Here is a 22,998-nt window from a genome sequence, read left to right on the forward strand (position 1 = left end):
AGATCCTGCGAGAGCACGCAGCACCGCTATCATCTCAGTAGGCGCGCGCGAAGTCACCTTCCTGCTTGATGTCGGTGAAGCCAGGATAGCGCGCCTTCCACTGGGAGCCCTTGGCCGTGGTCAGCTCGCTAAGCCGGTCGAGCACATTGAGACCATCCTTGCGCAGGCTGGCCGCGACCGCCGCACGGTCCGGGAAGTTTTTGAGGACGGCGTCGAGCCAGATGGTGCGGCCGGCGAGGAAGCCGCTTGCGCCAGCGGCATAGGAATAGTCCAGCACGCGCTCGAACTTCTCGGGCGCAGCGCCGCCGGATAGCAGCACCCAGGGAATATTGCGTGCGCGGCAGATGTCGCCGATCGCATCGAACTCCTTTTGCGCGGCCTTGGCTTCTGCGCCGCCGTCACGGGCCGGCAGGCTGTTGGCCGCCAGCGGGCTCTCCAGCTTGAGCAGATCGACATTGTACTCGGGCTTGGCAAATTCGCGCACGCTGTCGATAACGAGGGCCGGAAGCTTGCCGGGCGATTCCACGTAGTCTGCAGTGTGATTGGCGCTGCCGAGGAACGGATAGACCAGCAGTTCCAGCACATAGGGAATGTCGTGACGGGCGCAGTCCTCCCCGATCTCGCGCACGAACTTCTTCTGGTGCTCGTTCACCGCGGCATCGGCATCGGGCCGGTACCACGCCAGCACCTTGACGGCGTCGCCGCCCATGGCGCGGATCTTGTCGACGCTCCAGTTGGTGATGGCGCGCGACTTGCGGCCGCCGGCGGTCTCCTCGACGCGGTGCTCTTCGAGAGTCATGATCAGGCCGCAGCGCGGCGGCAACAGATCGATCGCGGCGGGTACCGCAAAATTCGGGTCGAATAGCATCGAACTGCAATGCGGCGCGAGGTTTTCGACCAGCAGGCGCTTGGCCGCAGTCACATCGGAATATTCGACCTGGTCCCGCGTGATGCCCTTTGCCTTGGCGATGGCATCGAACAATGGCGGCCGCTGATCCAGCGCGACCATGCGAAAGCGGCCATCCGCGTCAGCGAGCCGTGCCAGGCCGCGGTTCTTTCCAATCGTTCTCATGGTTTCGTCCTCATGAATACAAGACACTCGTTGATGGTGGGGATTCCATTGCGGCCGCCGGCATGGCGGCATTTCATGGCGGCCGTTGCCGCCGAAAAATTCATAGCGGCGCGCACGTCGAGACCGGCGCCGATCGCCAGCGCATAGGCGCCGTGGAAGACGTCGCCTGCGCCGGTGGTGTCGACGACGTCGACGCTAAAGGCTGCCTGCCGTTGTAGTTCGTCGTTCTGGTACCAGCTGACGCCACCCTCGCCGCGCGTCACCGCAATGACGCGGCAGCCGAAGCGCGCAAGCGCTGCGAGAGACTCGTCCTTGGCCGAACCGGCGAAGGCGGTGAGCGCGGGCTCGGAGAAGATGGCGTGATCGGTCAGCGGCAGCAGCCGCTCGAACACCTCGGGGTCAGCCATGTCGCCGTCGAGCACGGTCGGGATTCCGCGCGAGCGCGCTTCGCGGAACAGCGTCGCGGCGCCCTCGACCCAGCGCGGATCGGCCAGCACGGCGGATGCGCGCGCGACGGCGTCGAGCGGAAGCCAGTCTGCGGCTTCAGGGAATAGACCGCGGAAATTGACGATCTGCCGCTCGCCTGAGCTATCGACGATGATCCCGGAGACGGAGGAACGTCCATCGGGAAACAGCCGGAAGTTCTCGACATCGACGCCTTCAGCGGTAAAGGCCGATTTCATCTCATGGCCGGCGGCATCGTTCCCTGCCCGGCCCCAGAACGCGACGGAGGCGCCAAGCTTGGCCACGGCCACGCTCGCATTGGCGGCCATACCGCCGCCGAGTGTGCCGTACGCGACGGCCTTGATCTTCTCGCTACCGCCTGCGAACGGCCGATCAACGCGCCAGACCTGATCGAGCGCGGATAGTCCGAGGCAGATCACATGCACGGGCTTCGCGCCGGATGCGACGTTCGCGAGATCTCCGATCTTCGCTGACGCACTCACCGCAGGACCTCTCCGCTTGCCGGGTCAAACAGATGCGTCTTGCCCGGCTGTGGCCGCAGATTGATGCGATCGCCGACCTTCGGCCGTAGCGCCGGATCGACCCGCGCGATGGACGAGCCGCCGGCGAGGTCGAAATGGATCAGCGTGTCGGACCCGAGCGGCTCGACCAGCTTGATGGTGACGGCAATGCCATCGGCTCCATCGGCCGCGACGGCGAAATGCTCAGGGCGGATGCCGAGCACGGCGCTGCCGGACTTGCTCAGCCGGGCCGCCGGCTCGCCTTCCAACGGCACCAACGCTCCACCTTCCGAGAGAACTGCGCGCTCCTGACGCCATTCGACCGGGAAGAAGTTCATCGCGGGCGAGCCGATGAAGCCGGCGACGAACTGATTGGCCGGCCGCTCATAGACCGTCTCGGGCGTGTCGTATTGCTGGATCGTGCCGCTCTGGAGCACCACGATGCGGTCGGCCATGGTCATGGCCTCGATCTGGTCGTGGGTAACGAAGACCATAGTGGTTTTCAGCTCCTGCGACAACGCCTTGATCTCGGCGCGCACCTGCCCGCGCAACTTGGCGTCGAGATTGGAGAGCGGCTCGTCGAACAGGAAGGCCTTGGGATTGCGCACGATGGCGCGGCCCATGGCGACGCGCTGGCGCTGCCCGCCGGAGAGTTCCTTCGGCTTGCGATTGAGATAGGGCTCGATGTGCAACAGGGCGGCCGCGCGCTTCACGCGCGTGTCGATCTCGCTCTTCGGCGTTCCCCGCAACTCCAGGGCAAACGACATGTTGTCGTAGACGCTCATGTGCGGATACAGCGCGTAATCCTGGAACACCATGGCGATATCGCGGTGCGCGGCCTGCACGCCGTTGACGCGCTTGTCGCCGATATAGAGGTCGCCCGATGAGATCGGCTCGAGGCCGGCGATGATCCGCAGCAAGGTTGACTTGCCGCAGCCAGACGGGCCGACGAACACGACGAATTCGTGGTCCGCGATCTCCAGGTTGAGGTCGGGGATCACGGTGAAATTGCCGTAGCGTTTGGTGAGGTTGCGGATCGAGATCGAGGCCATGATCGCTCAGTCCAGCGCCAGCACAGGCTTGATCAGCTCGCCCTTGGCGAAGCGGGCGAAATTTTCAGGCAGAGCCGAGAGGCCGAACTCGCCGTCAACGAGGACGCGGTATTCGTCCTTGTACCTACGCAGCAGCTCGACATTCGGCTCGAAATCCGAGACCGGGAAGTAGAAGGTCCGGATCATATAGAAGTCCTTGCGGCGGAAGACCTTGCCTTCCTCGATGGTCCAGGGCGCGGCGTTCTCGCCGACCAGCACCAGCGCGCCGCGCGGCAGCACGAGCTCGATGCCGAGGTTGCGCGCTGCGTGCGCGCCCGAGCACTCCATGATGAGGGCGAAGCGCTTCGAGGTGTCACCGACGGGATGCGCCTTCGCGCCGAAGGATTGCGCGATCTTCAGACGCGCCGCATTGGGATCGGCGACGTAGATATCGTCGTAGCCGAGCGCGCGGAGCGCCAGCACGACCCCGAGGCCGACGGGCCCCGCGCCCATCACGAGAACAGGTCCAGCCTCGCTCGCCGACACCACCCGGCTGACGAAGCGCACGGCATGGCCTGACGTACCGATCGTGTCGAGCAGCAGCGGGGCGAGGCTGTCCTCGATGTCATCGGGCACCGGCAGCAGGCAGTTCTCCGGCACCGGTACATATTCGGCATAGCCGCCCGGCCTGTTCCAGCCGATCAGGCTGGAGACTTCGAGGCACATCTGGGTATCACCGCGCTTGCAGGCGGCGCAGTGACCGCAATGCAGCGGGATATAGACGGCGCAGCGACGGCCATGCAGGCGATGGCCCGGCTGCTCGACGACGCCGAAGATCTCGTGGCCGGCGGTGAACTCGGCGCCCTTGTGCCAGAGCTTGAAGTCGGAGCCGCACAGCGCCGTGCGGGAGACACGGACCAGGACTTCGCCGGCACCGACATCAGGCATCGCCACGCGCTCGATGGTGATGCGATCACTGCCGTGGAAGACCGCGGCCTGCATGACCGAATTCGGACGGGATGATATGTTCATCAATTACCTAGCCTTTCACCGCGCCGAGCGTCAGCCCCGACACCAGCCAGCGCTGAACCAGGGCGGCCAGCACCAGCGGCGGCAACGCGATCAGCGTCGCTGCAGCCATGAGTGCGCCCCATTGCGTCGAGCCTTCGCCGATGAAGTTGAAGGCCGCCGCGATCAGAGTCTTGGTGTCGCCATTGGAGAGCACCAGCGCAAACAGGAAGTAGTTCCACGAGAATACGAAGGCGAGGATCGCCGAGACAGCGACGCCGGATGCCACCAGCGGCAGCGCGATGCGCCAGAGGATGCGCGTGACGCTGCAGCCGTCGACCTGGGCGGCCTCGAACACGCTGCGCGGGATGCCGTCGAAAGACGGCAGCAGAACCCAGATCACAATCGGCAGCGTGATCACGGCATGGCTGAGAATCAGCGCGGTGTAGGAGCCGATCATGCCGATCTGCCGGAACATAACGTACCAGGGCAGCAGGAACAGCGTGCCGGGCGCCATGCGCGCCGCCAGTGTCAGGATCGCCGGCCACGAGATCCGCGTCCAGGAGACGGCGAACGCGGCGGGGATTCCAAACAGCAACCCGAGCGCGGTCGAACCGACGGTGACGATGAGGCTGTTGAGCGCGTAGCTCAGGAACGGCGTCGTCCTGGTCAGCTCGACATAATTGTCGAGCGTCGGCGAGAACACCAGCGTCGGCGGATAGGCTGTCACCTCGAAAGACGGCTTGAACGAGGACAGCACCATCCACACCGTTGGCGCCATGATCAACACGCCAGCGATCACGAGCTGCAGCGTATTGAGCCAGCGAATCCAGCGGTCGGTGTTGGCGGCATCGTTCATGACATCACCACGCCACTGCGCCGCGGAGGCGGTTGAAGGCGAGCACAGCGCCGAACACGATCGCCGTCAGCGTCAGCATCAGGGCGCTGGCATAGCCGATGTTGAAGAACTCGAAGCCGACCCGGAAGCCATAGATGTTGAGCGTGTTCGACGCATTGCCCGGACCGCCCTGGGTGGTGATGTAGATGATGTCGAAGAAGCGCAGCAGATCGACGCTGCGCAGGATCGCCGCCGTGACGATGGTCGGCAGCAGCAGCGGCAACGTGATGCGCTGGAAGGTCTTGAACGGCGATGCGCCGTCGATTTGGGCTGCCTCATAGACGCTCGGCGGGAGTGACTGCAATCCGCCCAGCACGATCAGTGCGACGTAAGGCGTCCACTGCCAGCTATCGATCAGCGCCACGGTCGGAATCACTAGGGACGGCGAAGCCAGCCAGTCCGACGGCGGCAGACCGAGCGATTGGAGAACGTAGTTGGCTGCGCCCAGCGAGGGATCGAGGATCACGAGCCACATCATGCCGGCCACGACAGGCGGCATCATGAAGGGCGAGATGAACAGCGAGCGCACGATCCCAGGCAGCCGCTTGGCGTGGAACAGCACCAGTGCGAGCCAGATGCCGAAGACGAGTTGCAGCGCCAGCGACAGCACGAACAGCGCAATCGTGACCCACAGTCCGTGCCAGAACTCGACGTCGGAGATCAGCTTCGAATAGTTGGCAAGGCCCGCAAAGGACTGCTTGCCCGTCGAGGAAAAGGTCTGGAAGCCGAGCCAGATCGTATAGACGACCGGAAACGCGATCATCGCGACCGTGAAGACCACGGCCGGTGCCGAGAGCGCCGCCATTTCCAGCTTCTGCCGGTCCTGCGTGAGTGTCGCAGCCGTGTCCGACATGTATTCCTGTCCTCGATCGGGTTAGGTGCCGGCAGGCGGCAAGCCTGCCGGCATCAGGCGGTCAGTTCAGCGAGATCAGCGCGTCCAGCGCCTTGTCGGCATCCGCGCAGGCCTGGTCGATCGGCTTCTGCTTCAGGATCAGATCCTGCACCGCCTGGCCGATGAACTCGCGCGATTGCGGATTGGCGACGATGGGATAGCCGACTTCGGACGAGCCCTTGGTGGCAAGCACGTCGAGCGCGGCTTGCCATTCCTTGCGCACCGGCTCCTCGTCGATCCACTTGCGATATTCGGGATCGTTGGCAACGGAGGGACGCGGCGGCGCGATGCCCTGCAGCGCCATCTTCTTCTGCACCTCGGGGCTGGTCGCCCATTGCACGAAGTACCAGGCTGCATCCGGCTGCTTGCTGTGCGAGGACACCGCCATGCCCCAGCCGATCGTGGTCGGTACCTGGCCGGCATCGCCCGCCGGGAACGGCAGCAGGCCGGTGTCCTTGAGGCGCGCGCCGCCTTCCATCACGGTGCGCAGCTCATTGGAGGATTCGAACGCCATCGCGGCGCGACCGCCGCGATACAATGCGGAAATCTGCTGGAAGCTGTAGTTGACGACGCCGGGCGGTCCGAAATCGCGCAGCAGCCGGCTATAGGTGTCGAGCGCCTCCTTGCCCTTGGCCGAGCAGAGGTTCGACTTGCCGTTGGCCATGTAGGAGCCGCCGATATTGTGCAGCAGGTTGCTGAATGTGTAGGCGACCGCGGGCTTGAGGCCGCGCGAGACGAAGGGCGTCACCGTGCTGTCGCATGTCTTGATCTTCTCTGCCGCAGCCTCGACATCCTTGATCGTCTTCGGCGCCTCGAGGCCGCACTTCTTGAAGATGTCGGTGCGGTAATAGAAGATCGGGCCTTCGAGATTCATGGGCATGCTGGTGAGCTTGCCGCCGAAAGTCGCAGCCTTCAGCAGCGCCTGGCTTAGGCCGGCGGGATCGTAATCCTTGGCGACGTCATTCTTGGCCATCGCGGTGAGATCGGCATACCAGCCGGCGGCGGCGAACTGCTCGCCTTCGCGCGACGGCAGCGTCATGTAGACGTCGACCTCGTCGCTGTTGGCGTTCATGACCGTGACCAGACGCTGGCGCATCTGCTGTTCCTGATATCCGTCGACCTTCAGGGTCATGCCGGTCAGCTTCTCGAAATCGGCCTTGTAGGTCAGCAACGCCTGCGAGACCGGATTGTTGTTGGCGAGAAAGGTGACGGTCTTGCCCTTGAACTTCATCCAGTCGAAATCGGCCGCATGCGCCTGCGCGCTGACGGCAATCGCGAGAACGGGCAACGCGACATGCGTCGCGAGCATTTTGGCCTTCATCGAACTCTCCTCCCGGCTGGCCGCCTTAAGCTGGCGGACCATTTTGAACGCGCTTAAGCACAATCTGAAAACGGTTACAAAATAGACCTCGTAATCGTGGAGTCAAGCGGTGGACAAGCCGCACAATCTTCGGCAGATTTGCTACATTCTCGCTACCTTGCAGTTCGCGCTGCATTATGTAACGTTACATTCATGAGACTGAGCAACGCCAAATCTGCGAAACAAGGCATCCGCGCCGTGGCGGCCCGGGCCGGCGTCTCGACGGCCTCGGTCTCGCGCGCTCTCAACAATCCCGATGCGGTGAGCCCCTCCCTGCGCACCCGCATCGAGCAGGCCATCGACTCGCTCGGCTACATTCCGCATGCGCCTGCACGGAATCTTTCGTCGCGGCGTTCACGCACGCTCGGCGCAATCGTGCCGACGATCGACAACACTATGTTCGCGCGCGGCATCGCCTCGCTGCAGCAATATCTCTCCTCGGTCGGCTACATGCTGTTCCTGACCACCAGCGGCTACGATCTCGACATAGAGCTGCAGCAGGCACGAAACCTGATCAGCCGCGGCGTCGATGGCCTCGTGCTGCGCGGCGACTGCCATCACGACGCATTGCGCAAGCTGCTGGCAGACAATGCGATGCCCTTCATCAATGTCGGCATCTACCAGCCGGACCGGCCTTATCCTTGCGTCGGCACCGACAATGAGGCCGCTGCCCATCGCGCTGCCGCGCATGTCATCGAACTCGGTCATCGCCGCATCGGCATCGTCTCAGCGCTCCAGCGCAACAACGACCGCGCCAGCGCCCGCGTCGCCGGCTTTCGCCGCGCGCTTGCCGAAAACGGCATCGAGCTGCCTCCGCAATGGCACGTCGAAGTGCCCTATACGCTGGATGATGCCCGCGAGGCGGCGCGCTATCTCCTGAGTCTCAAGGACCGCCCGACCGCCGTGGTTTGCGGCAACGACGTCATCGCCTACGGCGTGCTGCTCGAAGCCGAGCGCGACGGCTTCTCCGTGCCGCGCGACCTGTCCGTCGTCGGCTTCGACGACCTCGATTGGAGCCGCCATTTGCGGCCGAGCCTGACCACGATCCAGGTGCCGACTGCAGAAACCTGGCAGCGTGCCGGCGAATATCTGGTGCGCAGTCTCGCTGGCGAGCAGGCCATCATGCATCGCGAGATCGATTTCTCGCTGGTGGTGCGCGAATCCACCGCTGCGCCTCCGAAGTCCCTGAAGTGAGAGACCTTCCCATGAATTCGAACTTTTCCCTCGCGCCCGGCTTCCATGCCATCGTGATTGGCGGCGCCGGGGACATTGGTGCAGCAATCAGCAACCAGTTTTGCGACCTCGGCGCGACGGTAACGGCCACGGGCGCCAATGAGGCGGATCTCGCCCGCACTCTCCTCAAGCCGCGCGCGGGCCTGGCGCTCGCAACGCTCGACGTGACCGATGATGCTGCCGTCACGTCGTTCGCGGGGAAGCACCAGCGCGTCGACGCCCTGATCAATTGCGCCGGGATCCTCGCGCGCGACAAGGAATTCGAAATCGAGACCTTCATGAAGGTCCTCGACGTCAATCTCACCGGCACGTTCCGGACCTGCATGGCGTTTCAGCCGCGGCTCGCGGAGACGAAGGGCTCGATCGTCAACATCGCCTCGATGAACGCGACGCTGGCGCTGCCGCGGATTCCCGCCTACTGCGCCAGCAAGGGCGGCGTCGTGATGCTGACCAAGGCGCTGGCCTTGAAATGGGCCGAGCAAGGCATCCGCGTCAACTCGGTGGCGCCCGGCTATGTCGAGACCGCGATCAACGCCGGCGGCCGCGCCGATCGCGCACATTATCAGCGCATTGCCGACCGCACCGCATTCAAGCGCTGGGGACAGCCGGAAGACATCGCGGGCGCAGTCGCCTTCCTCTGCATGCCGGCCTCGCAATATGCGACCGGCACCGCTGTCGCCGTGGATGGCGGGTTTCTTGCGGGATGAGGGGCTGACGCACAATTGAACCCCGGTTCGTGCGGCGGTGCGGCGTGAGCCAAGAGACTTTGCAAGGCGACAGGAATGGACACGACTGATCGCGAGTCGATTCGCACCCTCGACAACATGGCTGCGCTGTTTGCAGACGTGGTCTCGACGTGAGAACTCGTCGAGAGTCTGCGATTTAATCCACGCCGCCCCCTGCGTCCCGAACGCAGTGAGCATCTTCTAAGCTATTGATCTTTCTGGATGTGGCAGTCACGCCAGCCCCGTTCTGTTCGCGGTCGTTTCACCCAATTCGTTGCGATTTCGTTGCGGCTTTCATAGACGAAAACGAGAGCTGCTGAGGACCTTGGGAGTTGGATGCGGGCCGGGATTAGTTAGATCCTTCGTCGTCGACGGAGTGCCATTTCCAAATGCCAGTTTCCAAATGAACAACGGAAGCCGGTCGCAGATATTAGATTTCATTGGCAACGTTTGGTTCGACCAACGTCAGGATGGCGGAATCAAAACCTGCTTGATTATTCAACGATTTCAAAGCGCATTTGGAAGAGATGGTCGATTCCCGATCCAGTCATTTCAATAGGTTGGTTGGTGTTTCCAAATGAAAAAGAGCGTCACGGGCAGCTTGAAACGCCCGATTGAGCAACGCCTGTTGTCGAGATTCACTTGGCCATGGCGCTCGCGTTATCGCGCATGGAAGCGCCTTGACGTAAGCAACTCCCGATAGACAGCCGCGGGCTTAATTCACCGGCGTCGTAGAGGAGCGTAGGCGAGCGCATAAAACCGTGTCGGGTGGTAGCGCAGCCTCAAAATTATTGCCGCACTGCGGGGGACTTACCATTTGACGGAGGATCACTGAAAATGAGACTAACGGGGAAGCGCGACCTCGGGCGGGGACTTGCTTTTCCGCCAGCCTTTCGTGTGCAGTCTCTCGTCTTCGAGAATATCAAACAATGACTTGGGAGAGAAACCATGAAACCTGCTATCCGACTCGCGGCCATGTCAGCTATCGGCAGCGCGATCCTCGCCGGATCGGCCCTGGCCGATACCAGCGGCAAAAAGATCGCGTTCTCCAACAACTACGCTGGCAATTCCTGGCGCCAAGCGATGCTCAAGAGCTATGACATCGTCACGAAGAAAGCAGTCGCGGACAAGGTCGTCGCCGCAGCGGACGTGTTCACCACCGCCGACAAGGAAGTGCCGACCCAGGCCGCGCAGATCCAGAACCTGATCCTGCAGGGCTATGACGCGATCGTCATCAACGCGTCTTCGCCGGACGCCCTCAACGGCGCCATCAAGCAGGCCTGCGACGCCGGCATCGTCGTCGTGTCTTTCGACGGTATCGTCAGCGAACCCTGCGCCTACCGTGTCGTTGTGGATTTCAAGGACATGGGCAAGCAGGAAGTGGCGCAGATGGCGAAGTTCCAGCCCAAGGGCGGAAACCTCCTGGAAATCCGCGGCCTCGCTGGCACCTCCATTGACGAAGCCATCCACAACGGCATCCTTGAAGGGGTCAAGGATCATCCAGAGTTCAAGATCGTCGGATCGGTGACTGGCGATTGGGACCAGACCACGGCGCAAAAGGCGGTTGCTACCGTGCTGCCTTCGCTGCCTGAGGTCGTCGGCGTGGTCGACCAGGGCGGCGACGGCTACGGAGCGGCCCAAGCTTTCGCGGCGGCTGGCAAGCCGCGGCCAACCATCATCATGGGCAACCGGCAGGACGAGCTGGAATGGTGGAAGGAGCAGAAGGCCAAGGACGGTTACACGACATGGTCCGGCTCGATCGCACCGGGCGTATCGACACTGGCATTCTGGGTCGCTCAGCAGGTGCTGGATGGCAAGAAGGTTCCACACGATCTTCTGGTGCCTTATCTCGCCTTCACTCAGGCCGACTTCGAAGCCGAACTGCCGAAGATCCCGAAGGGCAGTGTCGCGAGTCACGAATACTCCCAACAGGACGCCATCGACGCAATTAAAGCCAATATGAAGTGATGAGGCCATGGCTGACGGCTGCTCGCAGGCAGTGAATGACCCTCGAAGAATCTGATATCGTCAGACTGGGCGGCGTCGAAAAGCATTTCGGCGCCGTCCGTGCGCTGGATGGCGTCGATCTGACAGTCCGGAGTGGTGAGTGCCTCAGCCTGGTCGGACACAATGGCGCCGGGAAATCCACGCTGATGCATATACTGGCAGGGACTGTCGCGGCGGATCGTGGACGCGTGGTCATTGGCGGCGACGAGCAGAGCGTCTACTCGCCGGCGCGGGCCAAGCAACTCGGCATCCGGTGCGTCTTCCAGGAGCTGTCGCTCTGCCCCAACCTGACGGTGGCCGAGAACGCGCGGGTGTTTCATCCGGCACTGACCGGCCTCAACTGGCGTCGCAAGGCTGGCGCGCTGATCACAAGCAAGCTCGACGAGATCTTCCCGGGTCACGGCGTCGGCCCCTCCGACCTGATCCAGGATCTTCCGATTGCACGCCGACAGATGGTCGAGGTGGCGCGGGCCTTCACTGCGACCGATGAGCCGGTGCGTCTCGTGATTCTGGACGAGCCGACCTCCTCGCTCGATAGTCACACTGCCGGGCAACTGCTCGCCTTCATGCGGCGGGCCGTCGCCGACGGCATCAGCTGCATTTTCATCTCGCACCTGCTCGGCGAGGTCCTGCAAAACAGTGACCGGATCGTGGTAATGCGTGACGGGCGGACCATCGCGGCTGATCGCGCCGAGGCCTTCGACCGCAACCGGCTGGTAGCCACTATGGGCGGCTCAGAACCGCGCCCGACCGAGGCGAACGCCAGCGACCGTTTGGCGCGAGGGAAAACTCGCCTGCATGTTCGCGCGCGCCCGCGGCAGCAGGGCGGGTCCACAGACTTGGTAGCCCACGAGGGAGAGATCATCGGCCTTGCCGGGCTTGCCGGCCACGGGCAGACCGAGTTGCTGCTAACAATTTTCGCGGCTGCGACGCGCCAGTGCCCAGGCGTCGCGGTCAACGCAACGGTTGCTTTGGTGGCCGGCGACCGCCAAGCCGACGGCATTTTCCCTTTATGGTCGATCGCGGAAAATATCGGCATATGCTCATTGCGCAAGCTGCGCCAGGGAGCTTTGATTTCGCGCCGGCTGGAGGACAAGCTGGCCAATTTCTGGCGCGACAGGATCAAGATCCGCACTCCCGATATCCACAATAACATTCTATCACTGTCAGGTGGCAACCAGCAGAAGGCGCTGTTTGCACGCGCGCTTGGGTCGGAGGCGCGCATTGTGTTGATGGACGACCCGATGCGCGGCGTCGATATCGGCACCAAGCTCGAAGTTTATGATCTCATTCGCGAGGAGGCGCGCGGCGGGCGGACCTTCATCTGGTACACGACGGAGACCGACGAATTGAAGAAGTGCGACCATGTCTACGTGTTCCGCAATGGCGCTATCGTCGCCGACCTCGCCCGCGATGAGCTGACCGAGGAAAAGGTGATCCAGTCCTCCTTCGTCGGGGCCGACCCGAGATGACGGCCAAGTCGATTGTCGCGGCCCGCCCAGCATTCATGCCTTTCGGCAAGACCGATTCACCGCGGCTGCTGCGCGCGTTGCTGCCAGCCCTGTCGCTGGTGCTGGTGCTGCTGGCCATCGCCTGGCTGAACCAGCGCGCGATCAGCTATTTCGGCTTCACCCTAATGCTAAATCTGGCGATCCCGATCGCGCTGGCGACGGTCGCGCAGATGTTCATCATTACCGGCAACGACCTCGACCTGTCGATCGGCGCTTTCGTGGGTTTCGTCGGCTGCGTCACGGCGACCTGGCTGCGCGACACCCCGATCTTGGGGACCCTCACGCTGTTGGGCTGCGTCGGCGTATATGCGGCGCTCGGTGCGCTGATTTATTGGCGCAACCTGCCGTCGATCGTGGTGACTCTCGGCATGAACTTCGTCTGGCAAGGTCTCGCCGTACTTCTGCTGCCCAAGCCCGGCGGTCGGGCGCCGGACTGGCTGTTGGCGTCGATGAGCGCCAAGCCGCCCTTGGTTCCGTTTCCGGTGCTGGCCGCGCTGATCATCGCTGCGGTCACGTATTTCGGCCTGATGCGTACATCCTATGGAGCTATCCTGCGCGGATCTGGTGGCAACGCCGCCGCGATCGGTCGCGCCGGCTGGTCGCTGCTGAAGGCTAAGATCGTACTTTACGCGTGCGCCGGCCTGTTCGGCGTGCTGTCGGGGCTCTCATTGATCGGCATCACGACGTCCGGCGACGCCAACATCGGCAACGGCTACACCCTGCTGTCGATCGCGGGCGTCATCCCGGGCGGCGGCGAATTCGTCGGCGGACGGGTATCCCCAATCGGCGCCGTGATCGGCGCGCTGACGCTGGCGCTGGCGGCTTCCCCGCTTCTCACCTTCATGCATCTTCCGCCGGACTGGCAGGTCGCCGCCAACGGCGCCATTCTGATCGTGGTGCTCGCCGCGCGCGCTTTGATCAGCCGCAGGGAGGTCGAGCAATGATGGCGGTGCGCCGTTGGCTGTCCACGAATCCCTGGATGTGGTCCTATCTCGGCGCGGCCGTCGTGTGGATCGCGGCGATTACCTTCACTCGCGGCTATGGCGCTGGTGGCATGCTTATCGCGGCGCTGTCGCTTGCGGTGTTCACGGTGGTGGTCGGCATCGGGCAGATGTTCGTCATCACGCTCGGTCCCGGCAACGTTGATCTGTCGTTGCCGGCCAATATCGGGCTTTCCAGCGCGGTGGCGATGACCGTGATGGCCGGCGATGACCGTCTGATCGCCCTCGGCCTTGCCGCCGCACTCGGCTGCGGGCTCGCCATCGGGGTCGTCAACTATCTCCTGATCCGCGCGCTAAGCATCCCACCAATCATCGCGACGCTTTCGGCGAGCTTCATCATCCAATCGATCGACATCAGCTACGGGCGCGGTCTGCAGATCAAACCACCGCCGGGCTTTGCCGATTTCACGAACATCCAGATCCTCGGCATTCCCTTGCTCGCCATTCTCACGGTGGTGTTCACTGTGGCCGCCGGCATTGCTTTGCAGCGCACCGTTTATGGCCGATCGGTGCTGGCGATCGGCCAGAACATTCGGGCAGCAAGGCTCGCGGGAATCCAGGTCGGATGGGTGCGCTTTGCCACCTACGCGCTGTCGGGCACGCTTGGCGGTCTCGACGGGGCATTGCTGGCCGGTTATTTCCGGGGCGCGAACGTCGACATCGGCAATGAATATCTGCTCGCCTCTGTCGCCGTAGTCGTGATCGGAGGCACCTCGGTTGCCGGCGGCAAAGCCAATGTCACGGGGCTATGGGGCGCGGCGCTCTTCCTCGTCCTGCTTCTGACCATGTTGAACACTTTTGGAGTCAGCGCCGGCATCCGGCTCTTGGTAACCGGCCTCGTCATCGTCGCCGTCATTTCGGCCGCAGGGGGAGAGAAAAAGCGGGCCTAGTGTAAGGCACGATTGGAAAGGATCCTGTCCTGGTCTTGCGAAGCTGCGTTGGCCCCTTGATTCACGGCCGACTCTTACGAGCCAAGCAGCAAACGACCTTCACTCAGCAGCGGCTGCACGACGATGCGCTTGACTTGAAGCATTCCTCATTTGTCTCGTCGGTAGAAGGCTCCGCGGCCGACCAATGAGATATCCCTGCATCTCGTCGCAGCCCTCCTGAACCAGGAGAGCCATCTGAGCGTTCGTCTCGATTCCTTCCGCGAGAACCGGAACTCCGAGCCCATGCCCCTGGCGGACCTGCCGATCGAGGTTTTCGCGCCGGAACTGAGCGGCCGAGACGTTTACCGCGACCCGTAGTGGCTGATCCCAGGAAGCCGCCTCCAGGCAAGCCTCCGTAAGGACCCAGTCGTCAATTTGCGCGATCGTGCCGCTCTGTTCGGCGATCGGAATGAAGTCTCCAGGTGGAATGACGCCGCGCACCGGATGCCGCCAGCGAACCAGCGCCTCGTAGCCCATCAGAGAGCCGTTGCGGTCCTGCTGCGGCTGATACTCCAGGTATAGCTCCCCCCGCTCAACAGCGCCTCGCAGATCGTGCTCCAGCGCACGGCGGTTGCGCAGCTGTTGGTCCATGGCGCTGGTGAACAGGCGAATGGCACCCCTGCCCTCGTGCTTGGCCCGATAAAGCGCTGCATCCGCGTTTGACAACAGCGCTACAGCATTGTCCGCATCTCTCGGATACAGGGCGACGCCGACACAAAGGTCGATCTTCAGCGCATGACCCTCGACCTCGATCGGTTGCTCGAACCGTTTCCGCATGCGCCTGGCGAGCAATTCGGCGGTCGCTGGTAGTGGCAACTGATCGGCGATCCCGATGAATTCGTCACCGCCGACGCGTGCCACGTACGCCCCTTGCGCGGCCTCCTGCAGCCGCCTTGAGGCTTCGCGAAGGACGGCGTCGCCGACGGCATGGCCGAAACGGTCGTTGATCTCCTTGAAATGATCGAGGTCGATGCAAAGCACAGCGAAGGCGCCGTCGGTGATCTGCGCGCGCTCGACAGCGGTGCCGAGCTGCTCGTCCAGAGCGGCCCTGTTGGGGAGCTCAGTGAGGGCATCATGACTCGCGAGATAGCTCACCCGCTGCTGTGCTCGATTTCGTTCGGTTACGTCGAAAGCCACGCTGACATTGGCGGGTTCACTTTGCCATCGGCGCCAAGTCGCCGAAAGCTTCAGCGAGAGTCCAGCAAGGTCGACTCCTGTAGCCGTCCGTGCGGGTTCATTTCTTCTTCGCCTTGGGTTGCTTCTTTGGCACCGGGCTCGCTACGGCTTCCCGTGCCAGCCGCTCGGCCTTCAGTCGCTCTCGATTCTGAGCAAAGGCCCTCTGGGCGAGCGCGTGCTCGGACATGGCCTTCTCCGCGTCGACTTGGCGGAAGGCCTTGCGTGCTTCACGCTCCGCTTTACTGATTGGTTTCGGCGGTTCGTATTCACCAACTAACTTTGTCATCTTTTTCGATCGGATCCTTCGCTCGAATGGGTTGGGTCAATTCTTGCTTTTGAGCCCGGCCTCTCGCGCCAGGCGCTCAGCCCTGAGACGTTTATCGTTTGCTGGAATTCGGGATCGTCGTGCTGTCCGCTATCGTTTGCCGCTCACCAAACGGGGTTTTGCGCCTTTCGGTCTGCTTCATCCGCCGTCGTAAGATGTTTCCTCCTGACCCCTGCCAAGCGAATCCAACGTTCATCCGCTGCCAGCGGGTAACCCGGACGCCGGTCGACAATAGCAAGTGCGAGGCAGCTTATCCGGTTCGAACCATCGTCCGCATTTTCGTCGGATTGTTGGTTTCGGATCAGAAGATCATTGAAAATACGAAAGCTGATCTTCCGTAACGACCCGCTCGATTTTCTCCGACTTACACTTGATGCGGTATCTAACTCGTCCATCGGACTCGATCGGCATATGTTGGATGATGGTGTAAATCACTGGCGGTTCAATGGTGGCACGTCCTTGCGGACCTTGGGGTTGGTGGCGAACCTCTTCATTTAGCCTATAAGCGTATGGCATGTGTTACCTCAAGGTTGCGGCTGCTCTAGCGTAGAGCGTGGGACGTAACGCATATGTCGCTCCGGCTCTGGCTCTTATATCGAATAAGGATACTCTAGTCCTCAAGAATGGATTTTGTAGCCTCGAATATCTGTTCCGCTGTGCCGTTGATCGTGCCCTTGGCCCAGGCCCGAAACACGGTCACGTACGCGTTCTTGTAAGCCTCTTCGTCTGCAGAGAAGTAGACCTCGTCCGTGACGGTATCCAAAACAAGCGCTCCTTTATCGATGCAAATTTCCTCGATTAGAACCAGGCGCTCTTCTTGCTCGGCGAGATGCCGCTTTACAATGCTCATTGAATCTCCTGCGTTGCGCTGACACGTTCTTCGGATGCACCGCCGCCCAATGCACTCGCGAATGGCTTCCTGTAGAGCTGGAACAAACCGCTGAAAGGGGTGAGCGATATCACCAAAGGAATGACGCGCGTGCCGGCGGGACCAGGATGGCTCAGCAGGCTGCAGCGTCACATGTCGAGAGCGCCAGCGGCCGGTGCACTACTCTGGCAGTCTGTAAATATCCCCCGGCCCAAGTTTTAGATCTTCGAACAACCTTTGCTGTTGTTGCGTGAGGGGGTGGGCCAGAAGTTCAGCTGTCCAGCCTTCAGGGACGGCTGCGAGTACCAAAGTCAGGGCCTGGCTTGGCTTGGCGAACGCAATCCAAAGCTGCTCTATCGGCTCCGTCGATATATCGTCCGACCTCACTTCAACGATTGTAAAGGAGTTGCCAAATGACTCTGCCATGAACGGCCAATGCGATCGCCGGCTGTTGGTTCATTTGCCCGTTGAATCATCCTTCGGACGGAGAATGCCCAACGGGGCCGACAATCAACCTGTAGGTGGGCACACAAGCAGTGTTCCACGATTCCAGGGTCGCTCCGCAAACCGCGCATTCGAAGCTGGCGATCTGCCTACCGGGGGCTATTGCCTCAGTTCGGCTATAGACGGCGCCGCACCGACAGGATCGGTTATGAGATTCGAGCATGCACGGTTATGCGCCCGAAAGACAAATTAAGCCACTTCGAAATTCGATCTAGCCCATTGAGGTCCGAGACAGAGACGCCTCGTGGTCCCACCTTTTCAATCTGTTCGTCTACTAGCCAGGCGATCACAGGGGCCGACGATCGAAAAGAAGCCACGACAAGCCCGCTTCCAGACGCTCGAAGGCGAAGCAAAAACCCCGCCCCTGATGACTCAGGCGCGGGGCAGGACCACAAGCTCAGCCAGTACATCCGTGGCTAGAGCGACAGGTCTGTCGTGCGCTTAACTAAGCAGCACGAAGATTTTCGGCAGCAGACTTGCCGGTGCGACGGTCTGCGACGACGTCGTAAGACAGCGTCTGACCTTCGTTCAGAGTGCCCATACCCGCGCGTTCGACCGCGCTGATATGAACAAAAACGTCGTTGCTGCCGTTTTCCGGCTGGATAAAGCCGAAGCCTTTTTGGGTGTTAAACCACTTCACTGTACCTGTATTCATCAGGTCTTCCTTTCGCATACGCGCAGGAGCTGGCGCGCGGACTTGCGGCCAGCGTTCCGGTTAGTCGATGTTTGGAGAATGTCTGAAACGTGCGCGCCGTCAGGAACTGAGGCGAAAGCGGAACAGTTGTTCGGCCAGTATCGATGTTGAGATCATACATCAGCAGTTGAGAGACTTCAAGAAGAAGCTGCCGGTTCTTCTCATCATGGTTGGTGTAGTTGTTCCTTAGCTAAGAGCCGGTCAAACCCGATGACTGATCACGGGAGCGACCCGAGATGCTCGGAAATGCAAACGCCTCCTCATTTGCACGACAGAACAATAACTGCCGGCCGTGGCCGCAAGTTGCTTGAATGCTTACATGAGGTTCCCTTTTCGCGCCTTTTCCTGCATAGTTCGGCATGGCAAAAGTAAAAGTGAGCTTCAAACCACTCCGTAACTCAGAGGGCGACTGGACAATTATTGCCGAGTATCCGGGGGCAGAACCCCGAGAAATCACCGGCTTCACGAGCAAAGCCGAAATTGACGAATGGATAAATGGCGAGCGTCGGATCGCGTGGCTCCGATCACAGGGTTACGCGAAGTGACACGAGACTCTTTCCTTTAATTGTCGCGTCCGTCTTGCAAGGCGATACGACCCCGACCAACGGGGTAGGGATATAGTATTGACCGAACGGAAACGCTCCGCCCAGCAGCAGGTCGCCGACGAGGCGGACCGAAAGGCCCAAAACCCGAATGGCGCTCGGCAAACGATCGCGGACAGCCAGGCCGATCCAGAGTTTCAAGAAAACCACAGACGTCTCAGAGCTGAGCGGTTAGCGCGAGAGGTCGCGGGCAAGATCGGCAAGTAAGGCGTCTTGAAGTTTCATTCGGTGACGCTTTGAGCCACGGAAAGCTGCTCGGGCAACCGAATGTTCGCTCCGAACCGAGGAACGAAGGCGCCAGCGCCAAGTTTTTCCAGTGCCCCTGCCCCAGGGCGAACCCCGTACTGGCCCCAGCTCATAGCCCCCTAGCCCCAGAGCTGGGGCCGACTTCATCCCCGGCAGGATGCCCTTCGGAAAAGCTTCAGGGAAATCGCTCGCCGAGCACTATTCGTCGGCCGCGGCAGCAGCGGAATCCTGGTTTGCCCACCAACTTCAGCCCCGTCTCGATCTTCGCGAGAAACGCCTGGATTTCGGCGCGCTCGTTCAGGCCCGGATCGTTGTCGAGTCGCGTGAGCAACTGCTCCTTCTGGTTCAGGAGCTTCGCAACAGCAGACAATCTCTCTTCTCCGCGAAAGCGAGGATGACGTCGAAGGGGCCGCTCCGAGAGCGGCCCCTTCTCGAGATCACCAGCTTCGGGTGCCGAAGCTGAAGCCGATGCTCGGGCCACCGCCATAGTAGCCGTAGCCACGATCGTAGTAGCCCGGGCCGCCATAGTAGCCGTAGCTTCGGCGGACCACGTACCCGTCGTCCCCGCCGTAGTACTGCCGGACATAGCGGGGGCCGCGGCCGACTGCGCAGGGGCGAAGACAGCCTCTTTGGTAGGCAGCATCCCTGACCCACCCGCACGGCCCGTTTGTTTTCACGCGCACGAGAATACGCGAGAAATATATTTCCTGCCGTCCGGGGCCGCTGCAAAATGGGGCCTAAAGTTGGAGCTTGGACTAGGGGGTCCGATTGCACCGATTTGTTGCCAAAGCCAACGTCGATCACTTCATTGGCCTTCTGAGCAGCAGTGATCTGACGCCTAACAAGAGACGGGACATCACCGCGCTATTGGTCGCAGAGCTGCATAAGCTCGCGCATGATCTAGAGCATCTTGACTTTGCCGAGAAGAAAGTCGCAGAGGGCCGAGAGAAGGTGAGCGGCGTCAGAAGCATGCGCAATAGCCACCGCTTTGGCACGACGGAGCGCCAACAAGCGGAAGATCTGCTCGTGGCGCACGAAAATTTACAGACGGTGCTCGAAGATTTTTGTCATCGTCTGCGCGTAAAAGTTGTTGGACGACCGCTCTGAGTTCGACGGCAGTATCGTCGGCCAAACGGACCCTCCGCTGCGTCGGCGATCTCAAGGACTACATTGACCGTTGGCTGACGCGCAAACTCGCCGAGCGATCACCGAACGCTCTGACCGAAGTGCATTGATCCAAGTCATCGCAAGAGTGCTTCCAGCCCGAGAGGATGCCTAAACCCTGCTCGCTGGTCTACGCGCCCTGAGCAGCGCCGTGTTTTCAGTTCGAGATCGCAATTTCAACTAGCGGACGAGCGGCGTCGGCGACCTTTCGGCTGAAATGAGCCGGTCTCGTTGCGAGCGGCGAAAAGGAATGAAGGGCGGGGTAGTCCTACTTAAGGGAGGACCTTGATCTTCACTCCTGCGCAACTGCCGAGCACGTTAGTGGCGCGCGCAGGCCTCCGCATTTGATACAGGTCAAACGCCGCACTGCCTGCTACCCAAATTGGTGACGGCAAGATGTCGCAGTGTCACGTCGCCGTCGGCACGCTTGCTCGTCGTCGCCAGCCAGCAATGGCCGCGCAGCTTGATGGGGTTATCGAGCGGGCGGCCCCAGCCCTTCACCTAAGCCATGGCGCTGTTCTATCAAGGACGGGCCAGAGCCGGGCGTCGGGTTCATCCGCCGTCCGCCCGGCATAGGCGCAAGGGGGGCCGCCAGCGTCCGCCCAAAATGACCAGCGACCCTGCCGACCACTTTCAATTGCCCTGCCCCGAAAGCAGCAGCCATGGGCGACGATGAGAGGCTATGATGGTATCCGAACAGCAGTCAAACTCCGCGCAGCATTGACGTAAATCACCATGCTCACCCTCCGCGCAATCGGCGATCCCGACGATTTTCACGGTCCTCGAAGACGGCCAAACCATCGGCCGCATCCGTCAAACTACGGTAAGCGCGGCGGAATGCGGCCAAAGTTTCCGAAGAGGTGAGTGCACAAATTTCGTCCAAACTTCGCTAATTGTGTTACAGTTTTCGTATCACCGCCCATCCTAGGCCGCTATCGGTGACTGAGAGTGTAGCGCTCCCGCCTTCTTCGGGAGTTTGGCTATGCCAGCCTACCTCATCTACTTTGTTGATGCCGACGGCCACATCTATCAACCGCCGCAACCGCTGAAGTGTGCTGACGAGAGGCCATCGAAAAAGCGCGTCAGTACATTGACGGAAAAGACATTCAGGTTTGGGAGAAGAACCGCTTAGTGGCGAGGTTCCCTCATCAACACCACCCCGTTGGCCGATTGGCCCGAGAGCGCAATCACCGAACGCTCTGACCGAAGTGCATTGATCCAGATCATCGCAAGAGTGCTTCTAGCCCGAGAAGATGGCTGCGGCTGCGAAGGCTATTTCATTTCAGTACCGCAACTATGGAGCGTTCCATACTGAACGGTTTCCGGGGGCCGCCTGCCGCCGCCGCAAGTCGGCGTCCAGCGACTAATTCTGCCTCCAGATGTTTCGTTCCTTTTACCCTCACGCTCGCCAAAAAATGTGTAGATTTAGCCCTGTGAAGCGCGAGGCGCGATCTGGATCAGGTTCCCGTTTCGATTTCGTTGCGGACCTGCCCGTGCGCCACGACAGCGAACAAGCCGGTCCCGCCGATGAGATTGCCGAGGAGAGCCGGAAGTATAAAGCCGCAGGTTGCGGCGATCGTGGCCTGCCCGGTTAGCATCAGCAACCAGGCTTCTGCCGAACCCGCTACGACGTGACTAAACCCTCCCAGCGCTATCGCGTAAGTAACGATCAGGATGACCCAGAACTCGCTGCCGCGTGCGTTCGGCAGTGTCCAGGCGATCGATGCGATGAGAAAGCCCGCCGGTGTGGCGAGTAGTAGCGTCGTTAGCCAATCGTGGGCCATGATCGGTGTTGAAACTTCGATGGCTGCGACAAGCTGATCGGGCCTGACGACGATGCATCGCGCGATCAAGAAGGCGACGAACATGGTGCCAGCCATGTTCGCCACGAATACCGCAATCCACAGCCGGAGCAGGCGTCGCAGATTGCGAAAAGTAGGATGGGTTGCGAGCGGCAGGACCGCCGTCACCGTGCTTTCCGTGAACAACTGAAGTTTGCCCAGAATGACGATGATGAAGCCAACCGGATAGCCGAGGAAGACAACCAGGTCGGCCCACTCGGCTTTCGGCATATGCATGTGAAGCGACGCCTCGACCAGAAGCGACGCGGAGATCGCCACGCCAGCCGCAAAGCCGGAAAGTATCAGCGATTGAAGAGGTCGGCTGAGTTCTTCGTCTCCCTGCAGCCGTACTACCTCGTGGACGACCTTCGCGGACCCGGAACTCATCTCGCCCACCGATCTCTTGTCGTCGTCGGACATGGTGATCGACGGTTGTTGCTCGCTCTCTGGGGGTCTTCTCTTGTCGGACATATTTTATTTCCGGTTCTTATCGATGATAGCCGTGCCGCCAGCCGTGTGCCGGGGCGGCCCCGCGCCGCGCCAAGCAACCGGGACTGAAGTTCGATCCTGGGTCGAGTAGCTGTGATCGGTGGCGAAGTGTGCTTACTCGTGCGAGAGCCTAAAGATTTCGCCCGGCTTGAGCTCGACTTCTTCGAACATCCTTTGCTGCTTTTCGGAAAGCACGGCTGGAAGTATTTGCGCTGTCCAGCCCTCCGGAACTGCCGCGAGGACCAGCGTCACAGCCTGATTTGGCTTAGCCAGGGCAAGCCAAATCTCGGTTGTGGACCCCGTATCAGAGGTCGCTTCTATGAGAGTGAACTCCTGACCGAACGATTCTGCATGAGGGTCAACGCCCCCTTGGAGCAACAGTTGCTGGGTTCAGTGGCCTCAACCGGGCGGCTTTAATCCAGGCGACTCCAGCCACCCGCTCATATGCGAGCCAGTC

General features: G+C 61.4%; 21 protein-coding genes. 8 read left to right on the forward strand and 13 right to left on the reverse strand.

What is annotated here, in order from left to right; all coding sequences use genetic code 11:
- Nucleotides 1–34: 34 nt before the first annotated feature.
- From L6639_RS27965 to L6639_RS27995, 7 genes are all read right to left on the reverse strand, one after another.
- On the reverse strand, nt 35–1,072 hold the full coding sequence (locus L6639_RS27965; RefSeq protein WP_237864842.1) for a tagatose 1,6-diphosphate aldolase: 1,038 nt from the start codon (nt 1,070–1,072) through the stop codon (nt 35–37).
- Nucleotides 1,069–2,019: a sugar kinase gene (locus L6639_RS27970; RefSeq protein WP_237864843.1), complete on the reverse strand. Its 951-nt coding sequence runs from the start codon at nt 2,017–2,019 to the stop codon at nt 1,069–1,071. The genes L6639_RS27965 and L6639_RS27970 overlap by 4 nt, the downstream gene beginning before the upstream one ends.
- Nucleotides 2,016–3,089, reverse strand: coding sequence for an ABC transporter ATP-binding protein (locus L6639_RS27975; protein WP_237864844.1), 1,074 nt, complete (start codon nt 3,087–3,089; stop codon nt 2,016–2,018). Before L6639_RS27975 ends, L6639_RS27970 begins: the two co-directional genes overlap by 4 nt.
- Nucleotides 3,090–3,095: 6 nt before the next feature.
- Complete coding sequence (locus L6639_RS27980) at nt 3,096–4,100, reverse strand: zinc-dependent alcohol dehydrogenase family protein (RefSeq protein ID WP_237864845.1); 1,005 nt, start codon at nt 4,098–4,100, stop codon at nt 3,096–3,098.
- A 7-nt stretch (nt 4,101–4,107) separates the two neighbouring features.
- Entirely contained in the window at nt 4,108–4,935 is an 828-nt protein-coding gene (locus tag L6639_RS27985) for a carbohydrate ABC transporter permease (protein WP_237864846.1), read from the reverse strand.
- 4 nt (nt 4,936–4,939) lie between these two features.
- On the reverse strand, nt 4,940–5,827 hold the full coding sequence (locus L6639_RS27990) for a carbohydrate ABC transporter permease (protein WP_237864847.1): 888 nt from the start codon (nt 5,825–5,827) through the stop codon (nt 4,940–4,942).
- A gap of 61 nt (nt 5,828–5,888) precedes the next feature.
- The gene (locus L6639_RS27995; protein WP_237864848.1) at nt 5,889–7,187 is read right to left on the reverse strand and encodes an ABC transporter substrate-binding protein; all 1,299 of its coding nucleotides are present in this window, start codon (nt 7,185–7,187) and stop codon (nt 5,889–5,891) included.
- Between the two features lie 192 nt (nt 7,188–7,379).
- Between L6639_RS27995 and L6639_RS28000 the strand changes: the two genes are divergently transcribed.
- The 6 genes from L6639_RS28000 to L6639_RS28025 all read left to right on the forward strand — a co-directional run bounded on the left by L6639_RS28000 (nt 7,380) and on the right by L6639_RS28025 (nt 14,593).
- A complete protein-coding gene (locus L6639_RS28000) occupies nt 7,380–8,420 on the forward strand; it encodes a LacI family DNA-binding transcriptional regulator (RefSeq protein ID WP_237864849.1) in 1,041 nt (346 codons plus the stop codon).
- A gap of 11 nt (nt 8,421–8,431) precedes the next feature.
- A complete protein-coding gene (locus L6639_RS28005) occupies nt 8,432–9,166 on the forward strand; it encodes an SDR family NAD(P)-dependent oxidoreductase (protein WP_237864850.1) in 735 nt (244 codons plus the stop codon).
- Nucleotides 9,167–10,132: 966 nt separating this feature from the next.
- A complete protein-coding gene (locus L6639_RS28010; protein WP_237864851.1) occupies nt 10,133–11,152 on the forward strand; it encodes a substrate-binding domain-containing protein in 1,020 nt (339 codons plus the stop codon).
- A 35-nt stretch (nt 11,153–11,187) separates the two neighbouring features.
- Nucleotides 11,188–12,663 carry a sugar ABC transporter ATP-binding protein gene (locus L6639_RS28015; protein WP_237864852.1) on the forward strand — a complete coding sequence of 492 codons (1,476 nt, stop codon included), beginning with the start codon at nt 11,188–11,190 and terminating at the stop codon, nt 12,661–12,663.
- Between the two features lie 35 nt (nt 12,664–12,698).
- Nucleotides 12,699–13,646 carry an ABC transporter permease gene (locus L6639_RS28020; protein ID WP_237864929.1) on the forward strand — a complete coding sequence of 316 codons (948 nt, stop codon included), beginning with the start codon at nt 12,699–12,701 and terminating at the stop codon, nt 13,644–13,646.
- A complete protein-coding gene (locus tag L6639_RS28025; RefSeq protein ID WP_237864930.1) occupies nt 13,646–14,593 on the forward strand; it encodes an ABC transporter permease in 948 nt (315 codons plus the stop codon). Before L6639_RS28020 ends, L6639_RS28025 begins: the two co-directional genes overlap by 1 nt.
- Nucleotides 14,594–14,692: 99 nt before the next feature.
- Here L6639_RS28025 and L6639_RS28030 read toward each other — a convergent pair whose 3' ends face one another.
- The 4 genes from L6639_RS28030 to L6639_RS28045 all read right to left on the reverse strand — a co-directional run bounded on the left by L6639_RS28030 (nt 14,693) and on the right by L6639_RS28045 (nt 18,160).
- Complete coding sequence (locus tag L6639_RS28030) at nt 14,693–15,769, reverse strand: putative bifunctional diguanylate cyclase/phosphodiesterase (RefSeq protein WP_237864853.1); 1,077 nt, start codon at nt 15,767–15,769, stop codon at nt 14,693–14,695.
- Between the two features lie 97 nt (nt 15,770–15,866).
- Nucleotides 15,867–16,094 (reverse strand): hypothetical protein, encoded by a 228-nt coding sequence (locus tag L6639_RS28035; protein WP_237864854.1) that lies wholly within the window; start codon nt 16,092–16,094, stop codon nt 15,867–15,869.
- A 649-nt stretch (nt 16,095–16,743) separates the two neighbouring features.
- A complete protein-coding gene (locus L6639_RS28040; RefSeq protein ID WP_128962246.1) occupies nt 16,744–16,983 on the reverse strand; it encodes a hypothetical protein in 240 nt (79 codons plus the stop codon).
- Nucleotides 16,984–17,950: 967 nt separating this feature from the next.
- Complete coding sequence (locus tag L6639_RS28045; RefSeq protein ID WP_128962248.1) at nt 17,951–18,160, reverse strand: cold-shock protein; 210 nt, start codon at nt 18,158–18,160, stop codon at nt 17,951–17,953.
- Between the two features lie 662 nt (nt 18,161–18,822).
- Between L6639_RS28045 and L6639_RS28050 the strand changes: the two genes are divergently transcribed.
- Complete coding sequence (locus L6639_RS28050) at nt 18,823–19,008, forward strand: hypothetical protein (protein WP_128962250.1); 186 nt, start codon at nt 18,823–18,825, stop codon at nt 19,006–19,008.
- Nucleotides 19,009–19,222: 214 nt separating this feature from the next.
- On the opposite strand, the gene L6639_RS28055 is transcribed toward L6639_RS28050, so the two are convergent.
- Entirely contained in the window at nt 19,223–19,417 is a 195-nt protein-coding gene (locus L6639_RS28055) for a hypothetical protein (protein ID WP_237864855.1), read from the reverse strand.
- A gap of 398 nt (nt 19,418–19,815) precedes the next feature.
- Here L6639_RS28055 and L6639_RS28060 point away from each other — a divergent pair, with 398 nt between their 5' ends.
- Nucleotides 19,816–20,154, forward strand: a complete 339-nt coding sequence (locus L6639_RS28060; RefSeq protein WP_237864856.1) for a hypothetical protein — start codon at nt 19,816–19,818, stop codon at nt 20,152–20,154.
- Nucleotides 20,155–21,668: 1,514 nt separating this feature from the next.
- Here the strand turns inward: L6639_RS28060 and L6639_RS28065 are convergent.
- On the reverse strand, nt 21,669–22,523 hold the full coding sequence (locus L6639_RS28065) for a formate/nitrite transporter family protein (protein WP_237864857.1): 855 nt from the start codon (nt 22,521–22,523) through the stop codon (nt 21,669–21,671).
- Nucleotides 22,524–22,998: the final 475 nt, after the last annotated feature.

Source organism: Bradyrhizobium zhengyangense, assembly GCF_022012555.1.
In the GTDB taxonomy this organism is placed as follows: Bacteria; Pseudomonadota; Alphaproteobacteria; order Rhizobiales; family Xanthobacteraceae; genus Bradyrhizobium; species Bradyrhizobium zhengyangense.